24 protein-coding genes are annotated in these 25,105 nt (G+C 59.4%); 13 read left to right on the top strand and 11 right to left on the bottom strand.

Going from position 1 to position 25,105, the window contains the following annotated elements; genetic code table 11:
• Window positions 1-659 precede the first annotated feature (659 nt).
• The 3 genes from BK670_RS21930 to BK670_RS21915 all read right to left on the bottom strand — a co-directional run bounded on the left by BK670_RS21930 (window position 660) and on the right by BK670_RS21915 (window position 3,719).
• Entirely contained in the window at window positions 660-2,318 is a 1,659-nt protein-coding gene (locus tag BK670_RS21930; protein ID WP_123452811.1) for a cation acetate symporter, read from the bottom strand.
• A complete protein-coding gene (locus BK670_RS21925) occupies window positions 2,315-2,626 on the bottom strand; it encodes a DUF485 domain-containing protein (protein WP_047600264.1) in 312 nt (103 codons plus the stop codon). The genes BK670_RS21930 and BK670_RS21925 overlap by 4 nt, the downstream gene beginning before the upstream one ends.
• A gap of 241 nt (window positions 2,627-2,867) precedes the next feature.
• The gene (locus BK670_RS21915) at window positions 2,868-3,719 is read right to left on the bottom strand and encodes a glycine betaine ABC transporter substrate-binding protein (protein WP_123452809.1); all 852 of its coding nucleotides are present in this window, start codon (window positions 3,717-3,719) and stop codon (window positions 2,868-2,870) included.
• A gap of 286 nt (window positions 3,720-4,005) precedes the next feature.
• On the opposite strand from BK670_RS21915, the gene BK670_RS21905 reads away from it, so the two are divergent.
• Window positions 4,006-5,601, top strand: a complete 1,596-nt coding sequence (locus tag BK670_RS21905; RefSeq protein ID WP_123452807.1) for a glycoside hydrolase family 17 protein — start codon at window positions 4,006-4,008, stop codon at window positions 5,599-5,601.
• A 107-nt stretch (window positions 5,602-5,708) separates the two neighbouring features.
• Here the strand turns inward: BK670_RS21905 and BK670_RS21900 are convergent, their stop codons facing one another.
• A complete protein-coding gene (locus BK670_RS21900; RefSeq protein ID WP_123452805.1) occupies window positions 5,709-6,077 on the bottom strand; it encodes a hypothetical protein in 369 nt (122 codons plus the stop codon).
• Between the two features lie 224 nt (window positions 6,078-6,301).
• Here BK670_RS21900 and BK670_RS21895 point away from each other — a divergent pair, with 224 nt between their 5' ends.
• Both BK670_RS21895 and BK670_RS21890 read left to right on the top strand, forming a co-directional pair.
• Window positions 6,302-7,600, top strand: a complete 1,299-nt coding sequence (locus tag BK670_RS21895) for a serine/threonine protein kinase (RefSeq protein ID WP_123452803.1) — start codon at window positions 6,302-6,304, stop codon at window positions 7,598-7,600.
• A complete protein-coding gene (locus BK670_RS21890; RefSeq protein WP_123452801.1) occupies window positions 7,593-8,381 on the top strand; it encodes an MlaA family lipoprotein in 789 nt (262 codons plus the stop codon). The genes BK670_RS21895 and BK670_RS21890 overlap by 8 nt, the downstream gene beginning before the upstream one ends.
• A gap of 182 nt (window positions 8,382-8,563) precedes the next feature.
• Here the strand turns inward: BK670_RS21890 and BK670_RS21880 are convergent, their stop codons facing one another.
• Entirely contained in the window at window positions 8,564-9,478 is a 915-nt protein-coding gene (locus BK670_RS21880; RefSeq protein ID WP_123452799.1) for a DUF808 domain-containing protein, read from the bottom strand.
• A 135-nt stretch (window positions 9,479-9,613) separates the two neighbouring features.
• On the opposite strand from BK670_RS21880, the gene BK670_RS21875 reads away from it, so the two are divergent.
• Window positions 9,614-10,222 carry a TetR/AcrR family transcriptional regulator gene (locus BK670_RS21875; RefSeq protein ID WP_008083515.1) on the top strand — a complete coding sequence of 203 codons (609 nt, stop codon included), beginning with the start codon at window positions 9,614-9,616 and terminating at the stop codon, window positions 10,220-10,222.
• 112 nt (window positions 10,223-10,334) lie between these two features.
• Here BK670_RS21875 and BK670_RS21870 read toward each other — a convergent pair whose 3' ends face one another.
• Both BK670_RS21870 and BK670_RS21865 read right to left on the bottom strand, forming a co-directional pair.
• The gene (locus BK670_RS21870; RefSeq protein ID WP_123452797.1) at window positions 10,335-10,793 is read right to left on the bottom strand and encodes an REP-associated tyrosine transposase; all 459 of its coding nucleotides are present in this window, start codon (window positions 10,791-10,793) and stop codon (window positions 10,335-10,337) included.
• 214 nt (window positions 10,794-11,007) lie between these two features.
• Entirely contained in the window at window positions 11,008-11,448 is a 441-nt protein-coding gene (locus BK670_RS21865; protein ID WP_123452794.1) for a GlcG/HbpS family heme-binding protein, read from the bottom strand.
• 268 nt (window positions 11,449-11,716) lie between these two features.
• On the opposite strand from BK670_RS21865, the gene gcl reads away from it, so the two are divergent.
• The 8 genes from gcl to BK670_RS21820 all read left to right on the top strand — a co-directional run bounded on the left by gcl (window position 11,717) and on the right by BK670_RS21820 (window position 21,556).
• Window positions 11,717-13,492 carry a glyoxylate carboligase gene (gcl, locus tag BK670_RS21860; RefSeq protein ID WP_123452792.1) on the top strand — a complete coding sequence of 592 codons (1,776 nt, stop codon included), beginning with the start codon at window positions 11,717-11,719 and terminating at the stop codon, window positions 13,490-13,492.
• Between the two features lie 176 nt (window positions 13,493-13,668).
• Window positions 13,669-14,451 carry a hydroxypyruvate isomerase gene (gene hyi / locus BK670_RS21855; RefSeq protein WP_123452790.1) on the top strand — a complete coding sequence of 261 codons (783 nt, stop codon included), beginning with the start codon at window positions 13,669-13,671 and terminating at the stop codon, window positions 14,449-14,451.
• Window positions 14,452-14,651: 200 nt separating this feature from the next.
• Complete coding sequence (locus BK670_RS21850; protein WP_123452788.1) at window positions 14,652-15,545, top strand: 2-hydroxy-3-oxopropionate reductase; 894 nt, start codon at window positions 14,652-14,654, stop codon at window positions 15,543-15,545.
• Window positions 15,546-15,698: 153 nt separating this feature from the next.
• The gene (locus tag BK670_RS21840; RefSeq protein ID WP_123452785.1) at window positions 15,699-16,973 is read left to right on the top strand and encodes a glycerate kinase type-2 family protein; all 1,275 of its coding nucleotides are present in this window, start codon (window positions 15,699-15,701) and stop codon (window positions 16,971-16,973) included.
• The gene (gene pyk, locus BK670_RS21835; protein ID WP_123452783.1) at window positions 16,970-18,385 is read left to right on the top strand and encodes a pyruvate kinase; all 1,416 of its coding nucleotides are present in this window, start codon (window positions 16,970-16,972) and stop codon (window positions 18,383-18,385) included. The genes BK670_RS21840 and pyk overlap by 4 nt, the downstream gene beginning before the upstream one ends.
• Window positions 18,386-18,596: 211 nt before the next feature.
• Window positions 18,597-19,514, top strand: coding sequence for an urea transporter (locus tag BK670_RS21830; RefSeq protein WP_123452781.1), 918 nt, complete (start codon window positions 18,597-18,599; stop codon window positions 19,512-19,514).
• Between the two features lie 21 nt (window positions 19,515-19,535).
• Window positions 19,536-20,360 (top strand): ion transporter, encoded by an 825-nt coding sequence (locus BK670_RS21825; RefSeq protein WP_016987501.1) that lies wholly within the window; start codon window positions 19,536-19,538, stop codon window positions 20,358-20,360.
• Window positions 20,361-20,557: 197 nt separating this feature from the next.
• Complete coding sequence (locus BK670_RS21820) at window positions 20,558-21,556, top strand: sulfate ABC transporter substrate-binding protein (protein WP_123452779.1); 999 nt, start codon at window positions 20,558-20,560, stop codon at window positions 21,554-21,556.
• Between the two features lie 183 nt (window positions 21,557-21,739).
• Here BK670_RS21820 and BK670_RS21810 read toward each other — a convergent pair whose 3' ends face one another.
• On the bottom strand, window positions 21,740-22,360 hold the full coding sequence (locus tag BK670_RS21810) for a DUF5666 domain-containing protein (protein WP_123452777.1): 621 nt from the start codon (window positions 22,358-22,360) through the stop codon (window positions 21,740-21,742).
• A gap of 241 nt (window positions 22,361-22,601) precedes the next feature.
• Here BK670_RS21810 and BK670_RS21805 point away from each other — a divergent pair, with 241 nt between their 5' ends.
• On the top strand, window positions 22,602-23,789 hold the full coding sequence (locus BK670_RS21805; protein WP_123452775.1) for an MFS transporter: 1,188 nt from the start codon (window positions 22,602-22,604) through the stop codon (window positions 23,787-23,789).
• Window positions 23,790-23,857: 68 nt separating this feature from the next.
• Here BK670_RS21805 and BK670_RS21800 read toward each other — a convergent pair whose 3' ends face one another.
• The 3 genes from BK670_RS21800 to BK670_RS21790 form a co-directional block, all read right to left on the bottom strand.
• Window positions 23,858-24,262 carry a type II toxin-antitoxin system HicB family antitoxin gene (locus BK670_RS21800; RefSeq protein WP_123452773.1) on the bottom strand — a complete coding sequence of 135 codons (405 nt, stop codon included), beginning with the start codon at window positions 24,260-24,262 and terminating at the stop codon, window positions 23,858-23,860.
• Window positions 24,262-24,471, bottom strand: coding sequence for a type II toxin-antitoxin system HicA family toxin (locus BK670_RS21795; RefSeq protein WP_123452771.1), 210 nt, complete (start codon window positions 24,469-24,471; stop codon window positions 24,262-24,264). Before BK670_RS21795 ends, BK670_RS21800 begins: the two co-directional genes overlap by 1 nt.
• Before the next feature lie 207 nt (window positions 24,472-24,678).
• On the bottom strand, window positions 24,679-25,083 hold the full coding sequence (locus tag BK670_RS21790) for a hypothetical protein (protein ID WP_123452769.1): 405 nt from the start codon (window positions 25,081-25,083) through the stop codon (window positions 24,679-24,681).
• Window positions 25,084-25,105: the final 22 nt, after the last annotated feature.

Raw genomic sequence — 25,105 nt, 5'->3', positions numbered from 1 at the left:
AAACCATGTCCCCGGTCTCAAACGTAAAGGATGTACCCGGTCTTTACCCACCCTAGCCCTCTCCCGGAGGGAGAGGGGACTGACCGTGGTGTTTGGGAGAGCTACGCCGACGTGCGATACCGAGTTGAACTCAGATTCTGAAAAGCTCACAAATCGGCTCCCTCTCCCTCGGGAGAGGGCTGGGGTGAGGGGGAAATCCATCACAAAACAAAAGCCGACCACGCCGCGCTCCTCACCACTCAACAGGATGAGCGTTAGCTCGGCTGCAGCTCTTGATCTTGATCCACGGGCGACGTCGGAAGGCTGAGTGGAGGGATTGATCCGGGCGTGGGAGCGCAGCGACCGTTTGGCGCAGCCAAACACAGCGAGAGGAGGTGCAGCGAAGCAAACCGTAGGCGCTGCGCCCGGATCGATCCCGGAGCGAAGGAACCCCGAGCCTCAGCGAGCGGGCCGCACGTAGGAGCAAGCCTTTTTGGTTACTTTTTCGGCGTTTGGAAAAAGTGACCCGCCGTAAGGGCGGAACCCTAAGCAGCCATTACCGCAGCAACGGATATACACCCAATCAAAAAAACACACTCAAGTCCGATAACCGCCCACAAAAAATGCCCCGATCTCTCAACCGGGGCATTCAGCAAAACGTTTAAACAAGCATCAAGCGATCAATGCGAAACCGCCCCACTCGCCCCCAACCCAGTCTGCGAACGCACAAACTGTGGGAAGAACAGAGCCCGCTCATTGTCCGCAGCCGCCGACTTGTCAGTAATCGAGAAGAACCAGATCCCCACAAAGGCAATGATCATCGAGAACAACGCCGGGTACTCGTAAGGGAATATCGCCTTCTCGTGATGCAGGATCTGCACCCAGATGGTAGGGCCGAGGATCATCAGACCCACCGCACTCACCAGCCCCAGCCAGCCGCCAATCATTGCGCCACGAGTGGTCAGCTTCTTCCAGTACATCGAAAGCAGCAGTACCGGGAAGTTGCAGCTCGCCGCGATCGAGAACGCCAGGCCAACCATGAACGCGATGTTCTGGCTTTCGAACAGAATACCCAAGCCAATCGCCAGCACCGCCAAGGCGATAGTGGTGATCTTCGAGACGCGAATCTCATCCTTCTCGTTCGCCTTGCCCTTTTTGATCACACTGGCATACAGGTCGTGAGACACCGCCGATGCACCGGCCAGCGTCAGACCCGCCACAACCGCCAGAATGGTCGCAAACGCTACGGCCGAGATAAAGCCAAGGAAGATGCTGCCGCCAACCGCGTTGGCCAGGTGCACCGCCGCCATGTTATTGCCGCCGAGCAGAGCGCCCGCTGCATCTTTAAAGGCCGGATTGGTGCTGACCAACAGAATCGCGCCGAAGCCGATGATGAAGGTCAGGATGTAGAAGTAGCCGATGAAACCGGTTGCGTACAGCACGCTCTTACGCGCTTCTTTGGCGTCGCTCACAGTGAAGAAGCGCATCAGGATGTGCGGCAGGCCCGCAGTACCGAACATCAACGCCAGACCCAGGGAGAACGCCGAGATCGGATCTTTCACCAGACCGCCCGGGCTCATGATCGCCTCACCTTTCGGGTGAACCTTGATCGCCTCGGAAAACAGCATGTTGAAGTCGAAGTTGACGTGCTTCATCACCATCACAGCCATGAAGGAGGCACCGGACAGCAGCAACACCGCCTTGATGATCTGCACCCAGGTGGTCGCCAGCATGCCGCCGAACAATACGTACATGCACATCAGCACACCGACCAGGATCACCGCAATGTGGTAATCGAGGCCGAACAACAGCTGGATCAGCTTGCCGGCACCGACCATTTGCGCGATCAGGTAGAACGCCACCACCACCAGCGAACCGCAGGCCGAAAGCGTGCGGATCTGGGTTTGCCCGAGGCGGTAGGACGCCACGTCGGCAAAGGTGTATTTGCCCAGGTTACGCAGGCGCTCGGCGATCAGGAACAGAATGATCGGCCAGCCCACCAGGAAGCCGATCGAGTAGATCAGGCCATCGTAGCCGGAGGTGAACACCAGCGCGGAAATCCCCAGGAAGGACGCCGCCGACATGTAGTCACCGGCAATCGCCAGACCGTTCTGGAACCCGGTGATCTTGCCGCCCGCCGCATAGTAGTCGGCCGCCGAATTGTTTTTCTTCGAAGCCCAGTAGGTGATGTAGAGCGTCGCACCAACGAACGCCACGAACATCAGGATCGCCGGAATGTTCAGCGGCTGTTTGGCCACCTCCCCCGTCAACGCGTCAGCCGCCCAGACATTGGGCGCGAAAGCCGCAACACTCAATAGAGCCAGTAGACGCCGGATCATTGCTGAGCCTCCTTGAGAATCGCATTGTTCAGGTCGTCAAACTCGCCATTGGCGCGGCGCACGTAGATCCCGGTGAGGATGAATGCTGAAAGAATCAGTCCGACACCGATCGGAATGCCCCAGGTAATCGAGGATTCAGGACTGAGTTTGGCGCCCAGTATGTGAGGCCCGTAAGCGATCAAAAGGATGAAGCCAGAGTAGAGCCCGAGCATGATCGCCGAGAGTATCCAGGCGAACTTTTCCCTTTTTCGCACCAGCTCCTTGAATCGGGGACTGTTTTGAATCGAGAGGTAAATGCTGTCGTTCATTGTTTTTATCCTCGCAGCACAGATTATTGTTGGAACATAGCTAATGTATGCGGCTGCGAGCGCGGGAACAGACGACCTTAGTAGTAGAACGCCATGACACTTTTGCCAATTTCCGGTACACACAAAACAACTGTAGGAGTGAGCCTGCTCGCGATGGCGTTTTATCAGTCGATATTTTCATCAGCTGACGGGACGCTATCGCGAGCAGGCTCACTCCTACAGGGGTAAAGCGGGGTGGCGGTTATTTGGTCCAGTCAGCCACGCGATCCGGGTGTTTGGCGACCCAATCCTTGGCCGCGGCTTCAGGCTTGGCACCGTCCTGAATCGCCAGCATCACTTCGCCGATTTCGTCCTTCGACGCCCACTGGAAGTTCTTCAGGAACTTGGCCACTTCCGGCGCCTTGGCGTCGAGTTCCTTGCTGCCGATGCTGTTCACGGTTTCAGCTGCGCCGTACACGCCTTTCGGGTCGTCGAGGAAGCGCAGTTTCCACTTGGCAAACATCCAGTGCGGCACCCAACCGGTGACGGCGATGGACTCGTTTTTCTTCTCGGCACGGGTCAGTTCGGCGATCATGCCGGCGCCGGAACTGGCCTTGAGGGTGTATTTGTCGAGGCCGTAATCCTTGATCGCCTGATCGGTCTTGAGCATTACGCCTGAACCGGCATCGATGCCGACGATGCGGTTCTTGAAGGTGTCGTCGGTTTTCAGGTCTTCGATGGACTTGGCTTTTACATACTCCGGCACGATCAGGCCGATTTTTGCATCCTTGAAGTTCGGGCCGTAATCGACGACCTGATCTTTGTTCTTCGTCCAGTATTCGCCGTGGGTCACCGGCAGCCAAGCGGAGAGCATGGCGTCGAGTTTGCCGGTGGCCACGCCTTGCCACATGATCCCGGTAGCGACGGCTTGAAGCTTCACGTCGTAGCCAAGTTTCTGCTTGATCACTTCGGCCGCCACGTGGGTGGTCGCGACGCTGTCGGACCAGCCGTCAACGTAACCGATGTTCAGGGTCTGTTTCTCTGCGCTGGCGAAAGTAGAGCTCATCGCAAGCACCAGAGCAGCACTTGCGCCTAAAAGTCGTCGCATCTTCATCGTTACTTCCCCGAAATGCTGCGCCCGACGGATGACGGGCGGCGTCAACGTATTGTTATGGTGCACGGCGCCCCCATCACGCCTGACCGCAAACTCGTTAGAACATCAGCGGAGTACTGATGGTTTGATCATCAACCTCACGCCACAGTCGACCTGCTCTGCCAGCGACCTCAAGACAACGAGAAACGACATCACAAGGCCATTAATGGCGTCGGAATATTTGACGCCAGACAATCCGCCCGAACTTTGCATGCCTAAATCATGCGAGCCACCTACCCCCTTATAAATGCAGGTAACATGCGTCGCTTTGCAGCCACTCGGCCTGACCATGTCCGCGACTTCCCGTTTTCCTTTTCTGCCCTATCTCTTCGCCTGCCTGCTGGGGCTGTTTGCCCTCGGTGGCTTCTGGTACGGCCTCGGCCAACCGGTGATCCTGCCCGACGCCGCGACCCCGACGCATAAATTGCAGTGCGCCTCCTACACCCCGTTCGATAAAGACCAATCGCCGTTCGACGTGCCGTTCAAGCTGCGCCCGGAGCGCATGGACGCGGATCTCGCGTTGCTGGCAACACGCTTCGAGTGCATTCGCACCTATTCGATGACGGGGCTTGAGGCGCTGCCGGAGCTAGCGCGCAAACATGGTCTGAAATTGATGATCGGCGCCTGGGTCAACAGCAACCCGGTGGACACCGAGAAAGAAGTCGACCTGTTGATCAAATCGGCCAACGCCAACCCGGACGTGGTCAGCGCGGTGATCGTCGGTAACGAAGCGTTGCTGCGCAAGGAAGTCACGGGTGCGCAACTGGCGAAGCTGATCAATAAGGTCAAGAGCCAGGTCAAGCAACCGGTCACCTACGCCGATGTCTGGGAGTTCTGGCTCAAGCATCCGGAAGTCGCGCCAGTGGTGGATTTCCTGACCATTCACCTGCTGCCGTACTGGGAGGATGATCCGTCGAACATTGACGTCGCCCTGCAACATGTCGCCGATGTGCGTCAGGTGTTCGGCAATAAATTCGCACCGAAAGACGTGATGATTGGCGAAACCGGCTGGCCGAGCGAAGGCCGCCAGCGCGAGACCGCCCTGCCGAGCCGGGTCAACGAGGCCAAGTTCATTCGTGGCTTTGTCGCGATGGCCGAGAAGGAAGGCTGGCGTTACAACCTGATCGAAGCGTTTGACCAACCGTGGAAGCGCGGCAGTGAAGGCGCGGTCGGTGGGTATTGGGGCTTGTTTGACGCCGATCGTCAGGACAAGGGCGTGCTGGCCGGACCGGTGACCAACGTACCGTATTGGAAGGAATGGCTGGCGGTCGGCGGGTTGATTTTCCTTGGCACGCTGATCCTTGGCGGTCGCGTTCGCACCACGCGTTCGGCGCTGGTGTTGCCGTTGTTGGGCGCCCTCGCCGCTTGCTCGATTGGCGCCTGGGGTGATCTGGCACGGGTAACCACGCGGTTTGCCAGTGAGTGGGTGTGGGTTGGCTTGCTGACGGCGTTGAATCTGTTGGTGCTGGCGCACGCCGCATTGACGCTGAGTGCGCGCACGGGCTGGCGTGAACGGGCGTTCAATCTGCTGGAGCGTCGCGCTGGGTGGCTGGTAGCGGCGGCTGGTTTTGCAGCGGCAGTGATGATGCTGGAGATGGTATTCGATCCGCGTTATCGCAGCTTTGCGAGCATGGCGTTTGTGCTGCCGGCGCTGGTTTATCTGTGCCGGCCGGTCAGCGTGCCGCGTCGCGAGATTGCGCTGCTGACCTTTATTGTTGGCGCCGGCATTGCGCCGCAGCTGTATCAGGAAGGTTTGCAGAATCAGCAGGCGTGGGGTTGGGCCTTGGTCAGCGTGTTGATGGTGGCTGCTTTGTGGCGCTGCCTGCGTGTTCGCAGCTGCTGATCGTCAGAGTGGCATCAGGCCTCTTCGCGAGCGGGCTCGCTCCCACATTGGATCTGTGGCGTTCACAAATTCCCTGTGGAAGCGAGCCTGCTCGCGAAGACTGACTGTCAGGCAGTACGGGACTCGCGGACCAACCGCAACCCGGCAATCACCAACGCAAACACCGCCAGCGTGGTGTTGTACAACGCCAGCGCCGGCACCCCGAACACCAGCGCCAGCACCGCAAGCCACCACCCTGCACGTCCGGGCACGATAAAACCGATCAACGCCGCACCCAGTGCCGCCCAGCCCAACACCTTGAAGTGAATCATCAAGCCCAGGTTCGAACGCACCTGACATTCCCAGCGGCTGGCCTCCTCGACGCAGATGCCCACCCACTTTCCGTCTTCCATAAAGCCATAACGCGCGCCATAACTGGCGGCCAGCCACAACGGCAACAGAACGAACAGCAAAATCACGGGCAAACGGCGGGACATGAAACACTCCAATCTTCGGAAATCGACGGCCAGCTTAATCTGCCGCCAGCCGTGCGCAAGAACTAACAACTGTTAACTGTTCATTCAGGGCGTGCAAAGTGTATCGTCCAGCTACTATTACTCCGAATTCTGCCTGTTTGGTGCCGCACCATGGCACTTTGGCGCAACCCCGGTGGTCATAGCCTGCGAACTTCATTCGGCACCTTCCTCTAAGGGATCTAGTCATGCTCCGTTCCTTGCGCTTCGCCGCGCTGTTCAGCGGCCTTATTCTGAGTGCGTCCGCACTGGCGGTGGATATCGACGCCGCCAGTTATGGCTACCCCCTGACCAACCCGTTCGAGGCGACCATCGCCACGACTCCGCCGGACTTGCGCCCGGAACTGCCGCTGGATGACGACATCAATCAGTCCGATCGCAGCCTCAGCCTGCGCCCGGAACGCGAGTTCATCCTGCCGGACAACTTCTGGGCGGTGAAAAAGCTTACCTACCGCATCGCCACCCAGGACAAACCGGCACCGCTGATTTTCCTGATTGCCGGCACCGGCGCGCGCTATGACAGCACGCTCAACGAATACCTGAAAAAGCTCTACTACAAGGCCGGCTACCACGTCGTGCAGTTGTCGTCGCCGACCAGCTTCGACTTCATCAGCGCCGCGTCACGCTTCGCCACCCCGGGCGTAACCAAGGAAGACGCCGAAGACATGTACCGGGTGATGCAGGCGGTGCGCGCGCAAAACCCGAAACTGCCGGTGACCGAGTATTACCTGACCGGCTACAGCCTTGGCGCCCTCGATGCCGCCTTCGTGGCGCATCTGGACGAAACGCGCCGCAGCTTCAACTTCAAGAAAGTCCTGCTGCTCAATCCGCCGGTCAACCTCTACACCTCGGTGACCAACCTCGACAAGTTGGTCCAAACCGAAGTTAAAGGCATCAACAACAGCACCACATTCTATGAGCTGGTGCTGTCCAAGCTGACCCGCTACTTCCAGCAGAAAGGCTACATCGACCTCAACGATGCCCTGCTCTACGACTTCCAGCAGTCCAAGCAACACCTGACCAACGAACAGATGGCGATGCTGATTGGCACCTCGTTCCGCTTCTCGGCGGCCGACATTGCCTTCACTTCGGACCTGATCAACCGTCGCGGCCTGATCACCCCGCCGAAATTCCCGATCACTGAAGGCACCAGTCTCACGCCGTTCCTCAAGCGCGCGCTGCAGTGCGACTTCGACTGCTACCTGACCGAGCAAGTGATTCCGATGTGGCGTGCGCGCACCGATGGCGGCAGCCTGTTGCAACTGATCGATCAGGTCAGCCTGTATGCGCTCAAGGATTACCTGCACGACAGCCCGAAAATTGCTGTCATGCACAACGCCGACGACGTGATCCTCGGCCCGGGCGACCTCGGTTTCCTGCGTAAAACATTCGGTGATCGCCTGACCGTTTACCCACTGGGCGGCCATTGCGGCAACCTTAACTACCGCGTCAACAGCGACGCCATGCTGGAGTTCTTCCGTGGCTAAATATCTCCTGCTGATGGCAGCGCTCCTCTGCGCAGGCGTGGCCCAGGCCGACAACAGTAAAGCCAACGCGCCGGTCGTCGTCGACAGCGACGGCTTCAAGGAGCCGCTGTCCAAACTCAAGTTCAACCCGGGGCTGGATCAGCGCGAATTCGAGCGCTCAACGCTCAATGCGCTGAACGTCTACGACCCGCTGGAGTCGTGGAACCGCCGGGTTTACCACTTCAACTATCGCTTCGACCAATGGGTGTTCCTGCCGGTGGTCGATGGCTATCGCTACATCACGCCAAGCTTCGTGCGTACGGGTGTGAGCAACTTCTTCAACAACCTCGGTGATGTACCGAACCTGGTCAACAGCCTGTTGCAGTTCAAAGGCCAGCGTTCGATGGAAACCACCGCGCGCCTGCTGCTCAACACCACCATCGGCATCGCCGGCCTGTGGGATCCGGCTACCGCCATGGGCCTGCCGCGTCAGAGCGAAGACTTCGGCCAGACCCTGGGCTTCTACGGTGTACCGGGCGGCGCCTACTTCGTACTGCCAATCCTCGGCCCGTCGAACATCCGCGACACCGCCGGCCTTGCCGTGGACTACACCGCCGAATCGGCGATCAACTTCCTCAACGTTTCGGAAGTCAGCTCCAACCACCCGGAAATCTGGGCCCTGCGCGCGGTCGACAAGCGCTACCAGACCAGCTTCCGCTACGGTCAACTGAACTCACCGTTTGAGTACGAGAAAGTACGTTACGTGTACACCGAGGCGCGTAAGTTGCAGGTTGCCGAGTAGTTTTCGGCAGGTACAAAAAAGGGCCATTCGATGCGAGTCGAATGGCCCTTTTTCATGGCACAACACAGATCAAACCGTAGGAGTGAGCCTGCTCGCGATAGCGGTGTGTCAGGCAACACTTGTGGGGCTGATACACCGCTATCGCAAGCAGGCTCACTCCTACAAGGTTTTTGTGTTGAATGTCAGTTTTTCAGGGCTTTCCAGATCTTGCCGACAACGGCAACAACCGCCAACACCACCGCACCAGCGATGATCCCCGCCACACCATTGAGCAACATCGGCACCGCAAACCCGGCACTACCCGCCGCTGCGCCAACGCCTTCAATCCAGTGATGCACGACCGGCACACCGTGGGTGAGGATGCCGCCGCCGACCAGGAACATCGCCGCCGTACCGACCACCGACAAGGTTTTCATCATGTACGGCGCGGCGCTGAGGATCGCGCTGCCGATTTTCTTGGCGAACTGCCCGGGCTTCTGGGTCAGCCACAACCCGAGGTCGTCGAGCTTGACGATACCCGCCACCAACCCGTAAACGCCGACAGTCATGACGATGGCGATGCCGGACATCACAATCACTTGCTGCGTCAGCGAAGCATCCGCCACGGTGCCCAAGGTGATCGCGATAATCTCTGCCGAGAGGATGAAGTCAGTGCGAATCGCGCCCTTGATCTTGTCCTTCTCGTACGCCACCAGATCCGTCGCCGGATCGGCCACCGCTTCGGTGAGTTGCGCATGCTCGGCCTCATCTTCGGCCTTGCTGTGCAAGAACTTGTGCGCCAGCTTCTCGAATCCCTCGAAGCACAGATACGCACCGCCAACCATCAACAGCGGCGTTACCAGCCACGGTACGAACGCACTGATCGCCAGCGCCGAAGGCACCAGAATCAATTTATTGACGAACGAGCCCTTGGCCACGGCCCACACCACCGGAATTTCCCGCTCGGCACGCACACCGGAGACCTGCTGGGCATTGAGCGCCAGGTCGTCGCCGAGTACACCGGCGGTCTTCTTGGCGGCCATTTTGCTCATCAACGCCACGTCATCCAGCACGGTGGCAATATCGTCGACCAGCACCAGCAAACTGCTTCCTGCCATGAATCCTGTTTCCTTTTATGTATGAATGGTGCGAAGCATAACGCGACCACGGACCACGCGGGGCATTCTTGAGCGCCGCGCGAGGCCGGTGCTACCATGCGCAACCGCCAGAACAGGCAAGGAACCACCGGGTTTATGAGCACAATCCGCGAGCGCAACAAAGAACTGATCCTGCGTGCCGCCAGTGAGGAGTTTGCCGACAAGGGCTTCGCTGCGACCAAAACCAGCGACATCGCCGCCAAGGCGGGATTGCCCAAGCCCAATGTCTACTACTACTTCAAGTCCAAGGAAAACCTTTACCGCGAGGTGCTGGAAAGCATCATCGTGCCGATTTTGCAGGCCTCGACGCCGTTCAATCCGGACGGCGTGCCGAGCGAAGTGCTGAGCGGCTACATCCGCTCGAAGATCCGTATCTCCCGCGACCTGCCCTTCGCCTCGAAAGTATTTGCCAGCGAAATCATGCACGGCGCCCCGCACCTGAGCGCCGATCTGGTCGAGCAGCTCAACGGCCAGGCCAAACACAACATCGACTGCATCCAGAGCTGGATCGACCGCGGCCAGATCGCCCCGATCGACCCTAATCACCTGATGTTCAGCATCTGGGCCGCGACCCAGACCTACGCCGACTTCGACTGGCAGATTTCTGCGGTCACCGGCAAGGACAAGCTGGACGAGGCGGATTATGAAGCGGCGGCGCAGACGATTATCCGGTTGGTGTTGAAGGGATGTGAGCCGGATCAGTAAGACCGCGTTCACCGCTTCGCGAGCAGGCTCGCTCCCACATTGGATCTGTGGCGTTCGCAAATCCCCTGTAGGAGCGAGCCTGCTCGCGAATGGCGACAACACCGAATAACGGCTAAACCCAAACCGCATCCCACAATGGATAGTCGCCAACTTTCTCAACCAGCCCAGCTCGCAACGGGTTAGCCACGATATACCGAGCCAACTTCACCAGATCTTCCTCTCTGCGCAATGCACGATCATGAAAGCCTGATTGCCAAAGGCTGGTCTGTCGACCGGTCGCGAGTTTCACGGCTTTGGTGCTGAGAGATTTGGTTCGTTGCATCAACTCGCCAAGCGAACCGCGCTTCAATTCAATCAGCCAGTGAAAATGATCTGGCATGACAACCCAGGCCAACGTGTTGGCAAACCCCATTTCCTCTGCGACGCGAAATTGGCTGACGACCATTCGACCCACTGCAAAGTCGCTGAATACAGGTTGCCTTCCCGCCGTATTGGTAGTCAGTAGGTAGATGCGGTTGTGTTCGGAGTAGCGACCGATGCGCAAACGATTTGAAGCAGATAGATCCAGCATTCCTTTGCCTTTTCATGTCCTGATTATGAAAAGGCTAGTTCAGTGGATTTCCGAGCAAGCGTCAGACTTTTAGCAAGATGTGTACGGAAGATCGCCTTCGCGAGCAGGCTCGCTCCCACAGGGGGACTTGGGGTATTCAGACATTTTGTGTCGAACCACAGATCCAGTGTGGGAGCGAGCCTGCTCGCGAAGGCGGTTAATCAGGCACTAACGATCAGGAAGCCACCCCCGCATCCGCCCGCAACGCCAACGCCTCCACCGCCCTGATCGCCACCTGCTCATCAATATCCGACAGATCGCCGCTGATCCCGATCGCGCCCAACACATTCCCCGCCTGATCCCGAATCAACACACCGCCCGGTGCCGGCACGACGCTGCCCTGGCCCATGCTGTTCAGCGCAGCAATGAAGGCCGGGCGTTGTTGGGCGTCGAGTGCCAGCAGGCGTGAGCCTTTGCCCAGGGCGATGGCGCCCCAGGCTTTGCCGATGGCGATGTTCGGGCGCAGCAGGCTGGCGCCGTCTTCGCGCTGCAGGGTGATCAGGTGACCGCCGGTATCGAGTACCGCGATGGTCAGCGGCGCGGCGTTGATGCCGCGCCCTGCATTGATGGCTTCGTTGACCAGGTTGACTGCGACTTTCAAGGTTAAAGCGCTCATGGTGCCGTCCTCATTTTGTTATAGGGAAAGTCGTGGACCTGCGCTTTTGTGCCGCAGGCCGATGCAACAAATAGAACACAATGAATTATTTTTTTGTATACAATAATTCTCGAAAAGCGCCACATGCGACGAAAAGCCACAGTCAGACTGGCTTCCGACGAATGAAACAGGCGCTTGAGAAAATGGATTGACCTGCGCCGTCCGCCGTGAATACACTCTGCGCAAAGCCACTTGTATACAATTACAAAACGTAAAGAGGCACAAAACCATGAGCAAAATGAGAGCAATCGAAGCCGCCGTTCTGGTGATGCGCCGTGAAGGGGTTGATACCGCTTTTGGCATCCCGGGCGCTGCCATCAACCCGCTGTACTCCGCCTTGCAGAAAGTCGGTGGCATCGATCACGTCCTCGCTCGCCACGTTGAAGGCGCCTCGCACATGGCCGAGGGCTACACCCGCACCAAGGCCGGCAACATCGGCGTGTGCATCGGCACTTCCGGCCCTGCCGGTACCGACATGGTCACCGGGCTCTACAGCGCCTCGGCCGACTCGATCCCCATCCTCTGCATTACCGGCCAGGCACCCCGCGCCCGTATGCACAAGGAAGACTTCCAGGCGGTGGACATCACCAGCATCGTCAAGCCAGTCACCAAGTGGGCGACCACTGTTCTGGAGCCGGGCCAAGTGCCTTATGCGTTCCAGAAAGCGTTCTTTGAAATGCGCTCCGGCCGTCCAGGTCCGGTGCTGATCGACCTGCCGTTCGACGTGCAGATGGCCGAAATCGAATTCGACATCGATGCTTACCAGCCGCTGCCATTGGCCAAACCGACCGCGACCCGCGTGCAGGTCGAGAAAGCTTTGGCGCTGCTCGATCAGGCTGAGCGTCCATTGCTGGTGGCCGGTGGCGGCATCATCAACGCCGATGCCAGCGATCTGCTGGTCGAGTTCGCTGAACTGACCGGCATCCCGGTGATCCCGACCCTGATGGGCTGGGGCACCATCCCGGACGATCACCCGTTGATGGTCGGCATGGTCGGTCTGCAGACGTCGCACCGTTACGGCAACGCGACGATGCTGAAATCCGATGTGGTGTTGGGTATCGGTAACCGCTGGGCCAACCGCCACACCGGTTCGGTTGACGTTTACACCGAAGGTCGCAAGTTCATTCACGTCGACATCGAAGGCACCCAGATCGGCCGCGTGTTCACGCCGGATCTGGGCATCGTTTCCGACGCCGCTGCAGCACTGACCGTGTTCATCGAAGTGGCCCGTGAATGGCAAGCCGCCGGCAAGCTGAAAAACCGCAGTGCCTGGCTGCAAGATTGCCAGCAGCGCAAAGCCAGCCTGCACCGCAAGACCCACTTCGACAACGTACCGGTCAAACCGCAACGCGTTTACGAAGAAATGAACCAGGTGTTCGGCAAGGACACCTGCTACGTCAGCACCATTGGTCTGTCGCAGATTGCCGGCGCGCAGTTCCTGCACGTCTACAAGCCGCGTCACTGGATCAACTGCGGCCAGGCCGGCCCGTTGGGCTGGACCATTCCGGCAGCGCTGGGCGTGGTGAAGGCCGATCCGAGCCGGAAAGTCGTGGCCCTGTCGGGGGACTATGACTTCCAGTTCATGATCGAAGAACTGGCGGTCGGCGCTCAGTTCAAACTGCCGTACATCCACGTCGTGGTGAACAACTCGTACCTGGGCCTGATCCGTCAGGCCCAGCGCGGGTTCGAAATGGACTACTGCGTGCAGCTGTCCTTCGATAACCTGAACGCGCCGGAACTCAACGGTTACGGGGTTGACCACATCGCAGTGGCTGAAGGCCTTGGCTGTAAGGCACTGCGTGTGTTCGAACCGTCGGAAATCGCCCCTGCCCTGCGCAAGGCCGAACAGATGATCGAAGAGTTCAAGGTGCCAGTGATCGTCGAGATCATTCTGGAGCGTGTGACCAACATCTCCATGGGCACCGAGATCAACGCCGTCAACGAATTCGAAGACCTGGCGCTGGTCGGCAACGATGCGCCAACGGCGATTTCGCTGCTTGATTAACTGCTGACCGCTCTCCCTGTGGGAGCAAGCTATGTGGCGAGGGAGCTTGCTCCCGCTGGGGCGCGAAGCGGCCCGAAAAATCCAGGGTCTGCTACGCAGCCCAGCGGGAGCAAGCTCCCTCGCCACACAAGCTCGCTCCCACAAGGGGAACCTCACAAGATTTACGGGAGACCACCATGCCGCGTTTCGCAGCCAACCTGTCCATGCTGTTCACCGAACAGGATTTCCTTGCCCGTTTCGACGCCGCCGCCAAGGCCGGTTTCAGCGGTGTCGAGTACCTGTTCCCGTACGACTTCAGCTCCGCCGAAATCAAGGCCAGGCTTGACGCCAACGGTCTGACCCAAGTGCTGTTCAACCTGCCGGCCGGTGACTGGGCCAAGGGCGAACGCGGCATTGCGTGCCTACCGGACCGCGTTGAAGAATTCCGCGCCGGTGTCGATCTGGCCATCGCTTACGCGCAAGTGCTGGGCAACACCCAGGTCAACTGCCTGGCCGGTATCCGTCCGCAAGGCGTGGACGATGCCACGGTGGAAAAAACCTTCGTTGCCAACCTCAAGTACGCCGCCGACAAGCTGCAGGCAGCGGGCATCAAACTGGTGATGGAAGCGATCAACACCCGCGACATCCCGGGCTTCTATCTGAACAACACGGCGCAAGCCCTGTCGATTCGCGAACAGGTCGGCAGCGCCAATCTGTTCCTGCAATACGACATCTATCACATGCAAATCATGGAAGGCGATCTGGCCCGCACACTGCAATCGCACTTGGGCGAGATCAACCATGTGCAGCTCGCGGACAACCCGGGCCGCAACGAACCGGGCACCGGTGAAATCAACTACCGCTTCCTGTTCGAACACCTCGACCGCATCGGTTATCAGGGCTGGGTAGGTTGCGAATACAAGCCGCTGACCACCACTGAAGCGGGCCTGGGCTGGTTGAAGTCGCACAACGCAATTTAAGAACACTGCAAAACCCTTGTGGCGAGGGAGCTTGCTCCCGCTCGGCTGCGAAGCAGTCGTAAACCCTGCAAACCGATTTTGCCTGACACACCACAGTGGCTGGTTTTGGGGGTGCTTCGCGCCCCAGCGGGAGCAAGCTCCCTCGCCACAAAGGGTGTTCGGCACATTATTTGGCTACACAAAAACAAGAGGATTTTCTCATGGCTAAAATCGGATTTATCGGCACCGGCATCATGGGCCACCCAATGGCGGCGAACCTGCAGAAAGCCGGTCACAGCCTGTTCCTGTCGGCGCACCACGACGCCGCTCCTGCTGATCTGGTCGCCGCTGGCGCCGTTGCTCTGGCCAACCCGCGCGAAGTGGCGCAGGAAGCTGAATTCATCATCGTCATGGTTCCGGATACCCCACAGGTCGACGACGTGCTGTTCCGCGCTGACGGCATTGCCGCCGGTATCGGCAAAGGCAAAGTGGTGATCGACATGAGCTCAATCTCGCCAACCGCGACCAAGGCTTTCGCGGCGAAGATCAACGAGAAAGGCGCGCAATACCTCGACGCGCCAGTGTCCGGCGGTGAAGTCGGCGCAAAGGCCGCGACCCTGAGCATCATGGTCGGTGGCGACGCCGATGCCTTCGAACGCGCCCTGCCGCTGTTCCAGGCCATGGGCAAGAACATCACCCTGGTCGGTGGCAATGGCGACGGTCAGACCGCCAAAGTCGCCAACCAGATCATCGTTGCCCTGAACATTCAGGCCGTCGCGGAAGCCCTGCTGTTCGCTTCGAAAAACGGTGCCGATCCGGCCAAGGTGCGTGAGGCACTGATGGGCGGTTTCGCTTCGTCGAAGATTCTCGAAGTGCACGGCGAGCGCATGATCAAAGGCACCTTCGATCCAGGCTTCCGCATCAGCCTGCACCAGAAAGACCTGAACCTGGCCCTGCAAGGCGCCAAAGAGCTGAACATCAACCTGCCGAACACCGCCAACGCTCAGCAAGTGTTCAGCACCTGCGCAGCGATCGGTGGCAGCAACTGGGATCACTCGGCGCTGATCAAAGGTCTGGAACACATGGCCAACTTCTCGATTCGCGACAACAAATAAAGCCTACGCAAACCCTGTGGGAGCGAGCCTGCTCGCGAAAGCGGTTGCACATTCAACATCCATGTTGGCTGACACACCGCCTTCGCGAGCAGGCTCACTCCTACAAGGGATCTGAGTTGCCCTTTCGAATAACAAGAATTCCGGGAGCCCGCCATGTCGGTCGATCCGCAACAACTGCTGCGCGAGCTGTTTGCCACAGCCATCGACGCGGCGCATCCGAACCAAGTCCTCGAAGCCCATCTGCCTGCCGATCGCAGCGGCCGGGTGATCGTCATCGGCGCCGGCAAAGCCGCTGCGGCCATGGCGCAAGTGGTCGAGCGCTGCTGGGAAGGTGAAGTCACAGGCTTGGTGGTGACCCGTTACGGTCACGGCGCCCCGTGCGAAAAAATCGAAGTGGTCGAAGCCGCGCACCCGGTGCCGGATGCTGCCGGTCTGGCCGTGGCCAAGCGCGTGCTGGAACTGGTCAGCAACCTGACCGAAGACGACCGCGTGATCTTCCTGCTCTCTGGTGGCGGCTCGGCCCTGCTCGCCTTGCCGGCCGAAGGCATCACCCTTGCCGACAAGCAGTCGATCAACAAAGCCCTGCTCAAATCCGGCGCGACCATCGGCGAGATGAATTGCGTGCGCAAGCACCTCTCGGCGATCAAGGGCGGGCGTCTGGGCAAAGCCTGCTGGCCCGCCACTGTGTATACCTACGCGATTTCCGATGTACCGGGCGACCTCGCCACGGTCATCGCGTCCGGCCCGACCGTGGCCGATCCAAGCACTTCCGCCGAAGCGCTGGCGATCATCAAACGCTACGGCATCGAGATTCCCGCGTCCGTGCGTAACTGGCTGCAAAGCCCTGAGTCGGAAACCGTCAAACCCGGCGATCCGAGTCTGGCGCGCAGCCACTTCCAATTGATCGCCCGTCCTCAGCAATCGTTGGATGCCGCCGCAGTGAAATGCCGTCAGGCCGGTTTCAGCACGCTGATCCTCGGCGACCTCGAAGGCGAATCGCGCGAAGTGGCAAAAGTCCACGCCGGCATCGCCCGCCAGATCATCAATCACGGCCAGCCATTGGCCGCGCCGTGCGTGATTCTCTCCGGCGGCGAAACCACCGTGACCGTGCGCGGCAATGGCCGTGGCGGGCGCAACGCCGAATTTCTCCTGAGCCTGACCGACAGCCTCAAAGGCCAGCCCGGGGTTTATGCCTTGGCCGGTGACACCGACGGCATCGACGGCTCGGAAGACAACGCCGGCGCGATCATGACCCCGGACAGCTACGCCCGCGCCGCCGCCCTCGGCCTGAGCGCCAGCGATGAACTGGATAACAACAACGGCTACGGCTATTTCGAGGCGCTCGATGCGCTGATCGTCACCGAGCCGACCCGCACCAACGTCAACGACTTCCGCGCCATTCTGATACTTGAGAGCTGCAAATCATGACGCCTGATAAAAAGGTCAAAATCCTCGCCACCCTCGGGCCTGCTGTCGATGGCATCGCAGACATCCGTGAGCTGGTCGAGGCCGGGGTGAATATCTTTCGCCTGAACTTCAGCCACGGCGATCACGCCGACCACGCCAAGCGCTATCAGTGGATCCGCGAAGTCGAGCGCCAGCTCAACTACCCGCTGGGCATTCTGATGGACTTGCAGGGGCCGAAACTGCGCGTCGGCAAGTTCGCCGACGGCAAGGTGCAGCTGCATCGTGGCCAGGCGTTCCGCCTTGATCTCGACGCGACACCGGGCGATGAGCGCCGGGTGAACCTGCCGCATCCGGAGATCATTGCGGCGCTGGAAGCGGGCATGGATCTGCTGCTCGACGACGGCAAACTGCGTCTGCGCGTGGTCACCAAATACGCTGACGCGATCGATACCACCGTGCTCAATGGCGGCGAACTGTCGGACCGCAAAGGCGTCAACGTGCCGCAAGCGGTGCTCGACCTCAGCCCGCTGACTGCCAAGGATCGCCGCGACCTGAGCTTCGGTCTGGAACTGGGCGTGGACTGGGTTGCGCTGTCATTTGTGCAGCGTCCGCAGGACATCATCGAAGCCCGCGCATTGATCGGCGACAAGGCCTTTCTGATGGCAAAAATCGAGAAGCCTTCGGCGGTTGAACAACTGCGTGAAATCGCTGAGTTGAGCGACGCGATCATGGTGGCGCGTGGTGACCTCGGCGTGGAAGTGCCGGCCGAAAGCGTGCCGCAGATCCAGAAAAACATCATCACGACGTGCCGCGAACTCGGCAAACCGGTGGTGGTGGCGACGCAGATGCTTGAGTCGATGCGCTTCTCCCCTGCCCCGACCCGCGCCGAGGTGACTGACGTTGCCAACGCCGTGGCCGAGGGTGCCGATGCGGTGATGTTGTCGGCGGAAACCGCGTCCGGCGAATACCCGCTGGAAGCCGTGCAGATGATGAGCAAGATCATTCGCCAGGTGGAAAACGGCCCGGACTATCAGACGCAACTCGACGTCAGTCGGCCGAAGGCTGAAGCGACCGTTTCCGATGCGATCAGCTGCGCAATCCGGCGTATCAGCAACGTGCTGCCGGTGGCGGTGCTGGTCAACTACAGCGAGTCGGGCGCCTCAAGTCTGCGAGCGGCGCGGGAACGGCCGAAAGCGCCGATCCTCAACCTGACACCGAACCTGCAGACCGCGCGGCGTTTGAGCGTGGCGTGGGGCATTCATTCGGTGGTCAACGATCGCCTGCGGCAGGTCGACGAAGTCTGCTCGACCGCGCTGGAGATCGCTCAGGCACAGGGTATGGCCGAGCGCGGAGACACGCTGCTGATCACCGCCGGAGTGCCATTCGGCCAGCCGGGTTCGACTAACTCGCTGCGGATCGAAACGTTGATCTGACCCACCATAAAAGTGGGTGCATAACCTTGTGGCGAGGGGATTTATCCCCGTTCGGCTGCGCAGCAGTCGTCGCTTTTAAGGGTGTGACGGTTTCCACAGAGAAACCGCATTCTCCGATGGGGGGCCGCTTCGCAGCCCAACGGGGATAAATCCCCTCGCCACAGTGACTTGCAAGACCTTTTGATTTTCCAACTGCCCAGATTTTCTCAACATGCCCGCCAATCATTTCAACACCCACTGCCCCGACTGGGCCGAGGCTTTGCTCAACGGTTTCAGTCAAATATTCCTCCAGCGTCATCCGCTGTGCGGTCTGCTGTGCCTGTTGGCGATCCTGCTGACGGCGCCGGTGCTGTTCGCCGGTGCGCTGCTCGGTGCCGTCGCCGGTTTGCTCACCGCACAACGACGCAACTACGCCAAGGCCGATCGTCAGTCCGGACTGTTCAGCTACAACGGCGTGCTGCTCGGCCTGCTGCTGAGCCTGTATTTCCCTTGGTCGCCAATGTTGCCGCCGCTGATTCTCGCCGCTGGTGGCTTGAGCGCGATGGTCACACAGCAATGGCTCAAGCACGTATACCGCAGCCGCTCCTCCATACCGGCCTACACCTCGCCGTTCGTAGCGCTGAGCTGGATCCTTCTGCTGTTCGCCGAACCGTCGGCGCCAGTGGCGCACATCGAAATGAACACGCTGAACCTGCTCGCCGCTGAACTGCGCGGTTTGGGTCAGGTGATGTTCCTCGGTCATCCACTGGCCGGCGCACTGATCGCTGTCGGATTGCTGATCGCTGATCGCCGGGCATTCTGTTGGGCGATGCTGGCGTCTGCCATTGGCCTCGGCTCCAGCCTTCTGCACCACGAAACCAGCACTGCACTTTCAGGCCTCGGCAGTTACAACGCCGTGCTCGCCGCCCTCGCCTTCTCCGCGCAACGCCAACAACCGTGGCTGCCGCTGCTGGGTATCGTCCTCGCGCTGCTGGTCACACCGCTGTTTGCAGCCGTTGGCCTCGCCACGTTGACCGCGCCATTCATCCTCGCCTGCTGGCTGATTCGCGCCGGGATTCAGATGCTCGGCAAAGCCGTCGTCGAGCGTGCGCCTTGCGCTCACGGGGAGAATCAACCTAGGCTGCGCTGATCTTCGATTCAGGCGTTATCCATGGACAGCAGCAACAGTTGGCGCGAACGGCTTTACGTCATGATTTTCCAGAGCGACACCCTCGCCGGGCGTCGCTTCGACGGCATTTTGCTGTTGATCATCCTCGCCAGTCTGGTGATCGTGATGCTCGACAGTATCGACAGCATTCACCAGAACTACGCCGACGTGCTGGCCTACATCGAGTGGGGCTTCACGATCATCTTTCTCGGCGAGTACATCCTGCGTCTGTACTGCTCGCCCAAGCCGTTGCGCTACGCCTTCAGCTTTTACGGGCTGGTGGATCTGCTGGCGATCGTGCCCGGCATCCTCGCCCTGTATTACAGCGATGCGCAGTACCTGCTGATTATCCGCATTATTCGGATGCTGCGGATTTTCCGCGTGCTCAAGCTCAGCCCGTACCTCAAGCAAGCCAATTATCTGATGTCGGCGCTGCGTGGCAGCAAGCAGAAGATCGTGGTGTTTCTGGTCAGCGTCTGCACCCTGGTGACGGTGTTCGGCACGCTGATGTACGTGATCGAAGGCCCGGAACATGGCTTCACCAGCATTCCCAAAGGCATCTATTGGGCTATCGTCACGTTGACCACGGTGGGCTTCGGCGACATCGTGCCGAAGACCCCGCTGGGTCAGGTGATTTCGTCACTGGTGATGATCACCGGTTACTCGATCATCGCCGTACCGACCGGGATTTTCACCGCCGAACTGGCCAATGCCATGCGCGGCGAACAGCTGCAACACGATTGCCCGGTGTGCAAGAAAAACAGCCATGAGCATGGCGCAGCGTTTTGCTCGCGATGCGGCAATGCACTGTTCAAGAAACTGGAATAAGCAAAGAGCTTTTTAATCTTTAAACGACTATGCGCGCCCCGTTATAGTCAGTGGCAATTGAACATCACCCCCTGTAGGAGCTGCCGCAGGCTGCGATCTTTTGATCTTGATCTTGTAAAAAACAAAATCAAAAGATCGTCCGAACACGGCCCGAGCCTTCGGCAGCTCCTACATAAATAGATAACAAGGAATGCGCAGTGAAAAAACTCTTTGGCGCCTCACTTCTTGCCGCCGGCCTGGCCTTGGCCAACATCGCTCAGGCAGCCCCGACGCTGCTCAACGTTTCCTACGACGTGATGCGCGATTTCTATAAGGACTACAACACTGCGTTCCAGAAACACTGGCAGGCCGAGCACAACGAAAACATCACCGTGCAGATGTCCTTCGGCGGTTCGAGCAAGCAAGCGCGTTCGGTGATCGACGGCCTGCCGGCTGACGTCATCACCATGAACATGGCCACCGACATCAACGCCCTCGCCGACAACGGCAAACTGGTCCCGGAGAACTGGGTCACGCGCCTGCCGAACAACAGCGCGCCGTTCACCTCGGCCACGGTGTTCATCGTCCGCAAAGGCAACCCGAAAGCCCTGAAGGACTGGCCGGATCTGCTCAAGGACGGCGTGCAAGTGATCGTGCCAAATCCGAAAACCTCGGGTAACGGCCGCTACACCTACCTGTCGGCCTGGGGTTATGTGCTGAAGAACGGTGGCGACGAGAACAAGGCCAAAGACTTCGTCGGCAAACTGTTCAAGCAAGCGCCGGTGCTGGATACCGGTGGCCGCGCCGCCACCACGACCTTCATGACCAACCAGATCGGCGACGTGCTGGTGACCTTCGAAAACGAAGCGGAAATGATTGCCCGCGAGTTTGGTCGTGATCAGTTCGAAGTGATTTATCCGAGCGTTTCGGCCGAGGCTGAGCCGCCGGTATCGGTGGTCGACAAAGTGGTCGACAAAAAGGGCTCGCGCGCGGCGGCGGATGAGTACCTGAAGTACCTGTGGTCGCCGGAAGGTCAGGAGATTGCTGCAGCAAACTACCTGCGTCCGCGTGATCCGGCGGTGCTGGCGAAGCACACCGATCGTTTCCCGAAAGTTGATTTCCTCTCGGTTGAGAAGACCTTTGGTGACTGGCGCACCGTGCAGAAGACTCACTTCAATGATGGTGGGGTTTTCGATCAGATTTACAGCGGCCAGTAAGGCTTGAGCTGACATAAAAAGGCGACCCACAGTGGTCGCCTTTTTTATGGGTTTCCGAATGCAACACAAAACCAATGTAGGAGTAAGCCTGCTCGCGATAGCGTTCTATCGTTCAGCACATTTGGTGGCTGATAGACCGCTATCGCGAGCAGGGTCACTCCTACAGGGATTGTGCTCAGGCAGTTACATCGGTGGAGTGACGCCATCCTTACCGGCAGAAATCGATTGCGCCGTCAGTGTGCCATCCGCACCTTGCGTGACGAACGTAACGATCTTCACCCCAACCTTCAGCAAACTCCGATCCCCCGGCACCAGATTGACGATCGGCACATCCTCCGGCACCAGAATCTTCTGCTGCCCGCCCTTGTAGTTCACCGTCAGCACCCGCCCGTTGCTCACCACCAGATCGCCGACGCTGCCATTGGTCATGCTGCTGCCCTTGGCCAGATCAAACGGCCGATGGCCGTCGCCGCTGCCCGCCAGCTCCGGCGGGAATACATGCACCTCCAGCGCCTTGAGCGTGCCGTCCTCCTGTGGCATCGCCGCCGAACCAATGTAACTGCCGGGTTTGATGTCTTCGATATTGGCCAGGGTGACGGCGCGAACCTTGGTGTCGCCGGTCAACTGAATTACCACGTTCTCGCCGCTGTTGACGTGGACTTTCAAGCTGTCGGTGCTGACCCCGGTGATCTCGCCGCGCACACCGATGCGCATCCCCGGTGCGTCGGCGGCCTGTGCGCTCATTGCGCTCAGCAGGCTGATCAAAACCATCGTTGCGGTGTGGCGAAGCGTCTGACGAAACATTGCATTCCTCCGGTCATCAAAGTTGAACACGCCCGTTGCAAACATAAGCACGCTATCGAAGAGGATGTAAGTGAATGTATCATCGACCCTCAACGGTCGGACGCAAGGTTCGCCGATGGATGACATGCGATAGCCACCATTCATTGCGCAACGGAATAACTGATATCAACCGAAGGCGTCTTCTGCCCACCCGGTTTGCCCCATAGCCTTAGCGCATTCTTTCGCTGGATCGAGAAACCTTATGACCACCACCACTCACGCAATGACCCGAGGCATGGTGCTGCTGTTCGCCTTCTGCTGCGGCGCCATCGTTGCCAACATCTACTACGCGCAGCCGATCATCGGCCTGATCGCACCCGATATCGGTCTGAGCGACACCATGGCCAGCTTCATCGTCTCGCTGACGCAGATCGGTTATGCGCTGGGCCTGTTCTTTCTGGTGCCACTGGCGGATCTGCTGGAAAACCGGCGGTTGATGATCATCACCACGGTGGTGGCGATTGCCAGCCTGTTGGCGGCGGCGTTTACCGATCAGCCGAACGTGTTCCTGCTGATCTCGTTGCTGGTGGGCTTCAGTTCGGTGTCGGTGCAGATCCTGATTCCATTGGCTGCGCATCTGGCACCGGAAGAATCCCGTGGCCGGGTGGTCGGCGGGATCATGGGCGGCTTGTTGCTGGGTATACTGCTGGCGCGACCGGTGTCGAGTGTGGTCGCCGATCATTTGGGCTGGCGGGCGATGTTCATGATTGCCGCCGCATTGATGGCAGCGATCAGCGTGGTACTCGCGCTCACCGTGCCCAAGCGCCAGCCTGATCACAGCGCCACGTATGGCCAATTGATCGGTTCGCTGTGGACGCTTCTGCGCCAGCAACCGGTACTGCGTCAGCGTGCGTTTTATCAGGGCTGCATGTTCGCCACGTTCAGCTTGTTCTGGACTGCGGTGCCGCTGGAGCTGGCGCGCAACCATGGTTTGTCGCAAAGCGAGATCGCGATCTTCGCCCTGGTCGGCGCCATCGGTGCCATCGCCGCGCCGATCAGCGGACGCCTGGCCGACGCCGGCCACACCCGCATCGCCTCGCTGCTGGCCATGCTGTTCGCCAGCCTGAGCTTCCTGCCCGCCTTCATTCATCCGGCCTACAGCGTCATCGGCCTGGCCGTGACCGGTGTGGTGCTCGACTTCTGCGTGCAGATGAACATGGTCCTCGGCCAGCGCGCGGTGTATTCGCTGGACGCCAAAAGTCGTGGCCGTTTGAATGCGCTTTACATGACCAGCATCTTCATCGGCGGCGCCTTCGGCTCGTCGGTGGCCAGTGCGGTGTATGAGCATGGCGGCTGGTTGTGGATCGTGATTGTCGGCAGTGTGTTTCCGCTGTTGGCGTTGTTGCGGTTTTTGAGTGTTTCGCAGCGTGGTTCATTGGCGACGGCGTAAGGCGGCAAAAGCTTCGCGAGCAGGCTCGCTCCCACAGGGTATTCGCTGACCTGAGGGAGCGAGAACGCTCAATACCGAACCAGCTTCTCCATCGCCGCATCCGCCAGAAAGGAGGAGCGGCTTTTGACGTTGTGTTCGCGCACGTAACGATCGATACGCTGAATCACATAACCGGGCAGCGTTACGTTGACCTTTTCGGTTTTGCCGAGATAGGGCGAAATGTCCAGCTCCAGCATGCCCCATCCCATGTCGGCAAATTCCGGATTACTGCGATGAGCGGATGCCGAAGTCGGCATAGGAATCGACTTCCCGTCCGCCGCAATCTCCTGCAGCATGATGTGGGCGACTTCAACCGCAGCCTTGTAGGCATCTTCAAAGCTATCCCCTGCCGTTACCGCGCCGGGAATATCGGGGATCTGAATACCGATGGCGGTATTCTCGTCGCCCCATTCAATGCAGATTGGATATTGCATTACGGATCTCCTTCATAACTGGCTGGCGGGTTGTACAACCCGGCACGCCGCCTGATGCTTTTGACCGTCTCCAGTGGCAAATCCTTTTTCGGATGCGGGACGGGAATCGTGTTCGGGTTGTAGTGCCTGAAGATGTGATGACTGCCGGTCACCCGATCCAGCGTCCAGCCTGCCTCCTCCAACTCCTTGATCAATAGCCTGCTCTGCACCAACCGCCTCCTTGCCTTGATCTCACAAAAATAACTCTAGAGTTATATTTACTCAAGCACAGAAATGGGCAGAATGACGTCTGGTTGTTTTACAGGGTGTGATTGAAACCGCTAAACCCTCAGCTCTGTGCAGCACTTCATGAGCAATTTCTGTGAGCCCCCAACAGGCACACAGCAAAACGGCGATCCGAAGATCGCCGTTTTCATTTACTGCCCAAACTGCTTGCCCAGTCCCGGCGGCACGCCGTGGATGTTGGTGTCTTCCCACGGGCCATTGGGGCTGACCGAGCGGCTCCAGCCGTTGTTCCAGCGGTAGTAGGTGCGCTGGCGGTAGAAGGTGTTGGTCTGGTCGTCGAGCACGTAGACGCCGAGTTTCTGATCCCAGTGACTGTTGCCGCCCGGTGGTGGCGCGAAGCTGGCCGAAGTGCGCGGGACAGGTTTGGTCGGTTTGGCCGGGATGCTCTTGCCTGGGGTCGGCGAGGTCGACGGGGTCGGACTCGGTTGTGACGGCGGAATCGGCGGCAGGTTGGTGGTCGGTTCCGGTCGTTGCACCGCACATGCACTCAAGCCCAGGGCCAGTGTGAGGACTGTGATTCGGGCGATGGTGTGCATGGCGGTGCTTTCCTGTGGTGTC

Source organism: Pseudomonas fluorescens (assembly GCF_003732425.1).
GTDB classification, from domain to species: Bacteria; Pseudomonadota; Gammaproteobacteria; order Pseudomonadales; family Pseudomonadaceae; genus Aquipseudomonas; species Aquipseudomonas fluorescens_BE.
The sequence above is the reverse complement of the archived record's forward strand: the minus strand, read 5'-3'. Positions and strand labels throughout refer to the sequence as shown.

Excerpts from the sequence above, each read along its gene's own strand:
- BK670_RS21930 (WP_123452811.1), bottom strand. The coding sequence starts at position 2,318 with ATGATCCGGCGTCTACTGGCTCTATTGAGTGTTGCGGCTTTCGCGCCC.
- BK670_RS21925 (WP_047600264.1), bottom strand. The coding sequence starts at position 2,626 with ATGAACGACAGCATTTACCTCTCGATTCAAAACAGTCCCCGATTCAAG.
- BK670_RS21915 (WP_123452809.1), bottom strand. The coding sequence starts at position 3,719 with ATGAAGATGCGACGACTTTTAGGCGCAAGTGCTGCTCTGGTGCTTGCG.
- BK670_RS21905 (WP_123452807.1), top strand. The coding sequence starts at position 4,006 with ATGCAGGTAACATGCGTCGCTTTGCAGCCACTCGGCCTGACCATGTCC.
- BK670_RS21900 (WP_123452805.1), bottom strand. The coding sequence starts at position 6,077 with ATGTCCCGCCGTTTGCCCGTGATTTTGCTGTTCGTTCTGTTGCCGTTG.
- BK670_RS21895 (WP_123452803.1), top strand. The coding sequence starts at position 6,302 with ATGCTCCGTTCCTTGCGCTTCGCCGCGCTGTTCAGCGGCCTTATTCTG.
- BK670_RS21880 (WP_123452799.1), bottom strand. The coding sequence starts at position 9,478 with ATGGCAGGAAGCAGTTTGCTGGTGCTGGTCGACGATATTGCCACCGTG.
- BK670_RS21875 (WP_008083515.1), top strand. The coding sequence starts at position 9,614 with ATGAGCACAATCCGCGAGCGCAACAAAGAACTGATCCTGCGTGCCGCC.
- BK670_RS21870 (WP_123452797.1), bottom strand. The coding sequence starts at position 10,793 with ATGCTGGATCTATCTGCTTCAAATCGTTTGCGCATCGGTCGCTACTCC.
- BK670_RS21865 (WP_123452794.1), bottom strand. The coding sequence starts at position 11,448 with ATGAGCGCTTTAACCTTGAAAGTCGCAGTCAACCTGGTCAACGAAGCC.
- gcl (WP_123452792.1), top strand. The coding sequence starts at position 11,717 with ATGAGCAAAATGAGAGCAATCGAAGCCGCCGTTCTGGTGATGCGCCGT.
- hyi (WP_123452790.1), top strand. The coding sequence starts at position 13,669 with ATGCCGCGTTTCGCAGCCAACCTGTCCATGCTGTTCACCGAACAGGAT.
- BK670_RS21850 (WP_123452788.1), top strand. The coding sequence starts at position 14,652 with ATGGCTAAAATCGGATTTATCGGCACCGGCATCATGGGCCACCCAATG.
- BK670_RS21840 (WP_123452785.1), top strand. The coding sequence starts at position 15,699 with ATGTCGGTCGATCCGCAACAACTGCTGCGCGAGCTGTTTGCCACAGCC.
- pyk (WP_123452783.1), top strand. The coding sequence starts at position 16,970 with ATGACGCCTGATAAAAAGGTCAAAATCCTCGCCACCCTCGGGCCTGCT.
- BK670_RS21830 (WP_123452781.1), top strand. The coding sequence starts at position 18,597 with ATGCCCGCCAATCATTTCAACACCCACTGCCCCGACTGGGCCGAGGCT.
- BK670_RS21825 (WP_016987501.1), top strand. The coding sequence starts at position 19,536 with ATGGACAGCAGCAACAGTTGGCGCGAACGGCTTTACGTCATGATTTTC.
- BK670_RS21810 (WP_123452777.1), bottom strand. The coding sequence starts at position 22,360 with ATGTTTCGTCAGACGCTTCGCCACACCGCAACGATGGTTTTGATCAGC.
- BK670_RS21805 (WP_123452775.1), top strand. The coding sequence starts at position 22,602 with ATGACCACCACCACTCACGCAATGACCCGAGGCATGGTGCTGCTGTTC.
- BK670_RS21800 (WP_123452773.1), bottom strand. The coding sequence starts at position 24,262 with ATGCAATATCCAATCTGCATTGAATGGGGCGACGAGAATACCGCCATC.
- BK670_RS21790 (WP_123452769.1), bottom strand. The coding sequence starts at position 25,083 with ATGCACACCATCGCCCGAATCACAGTCCTCACACTGGCCCTGGGCTTG.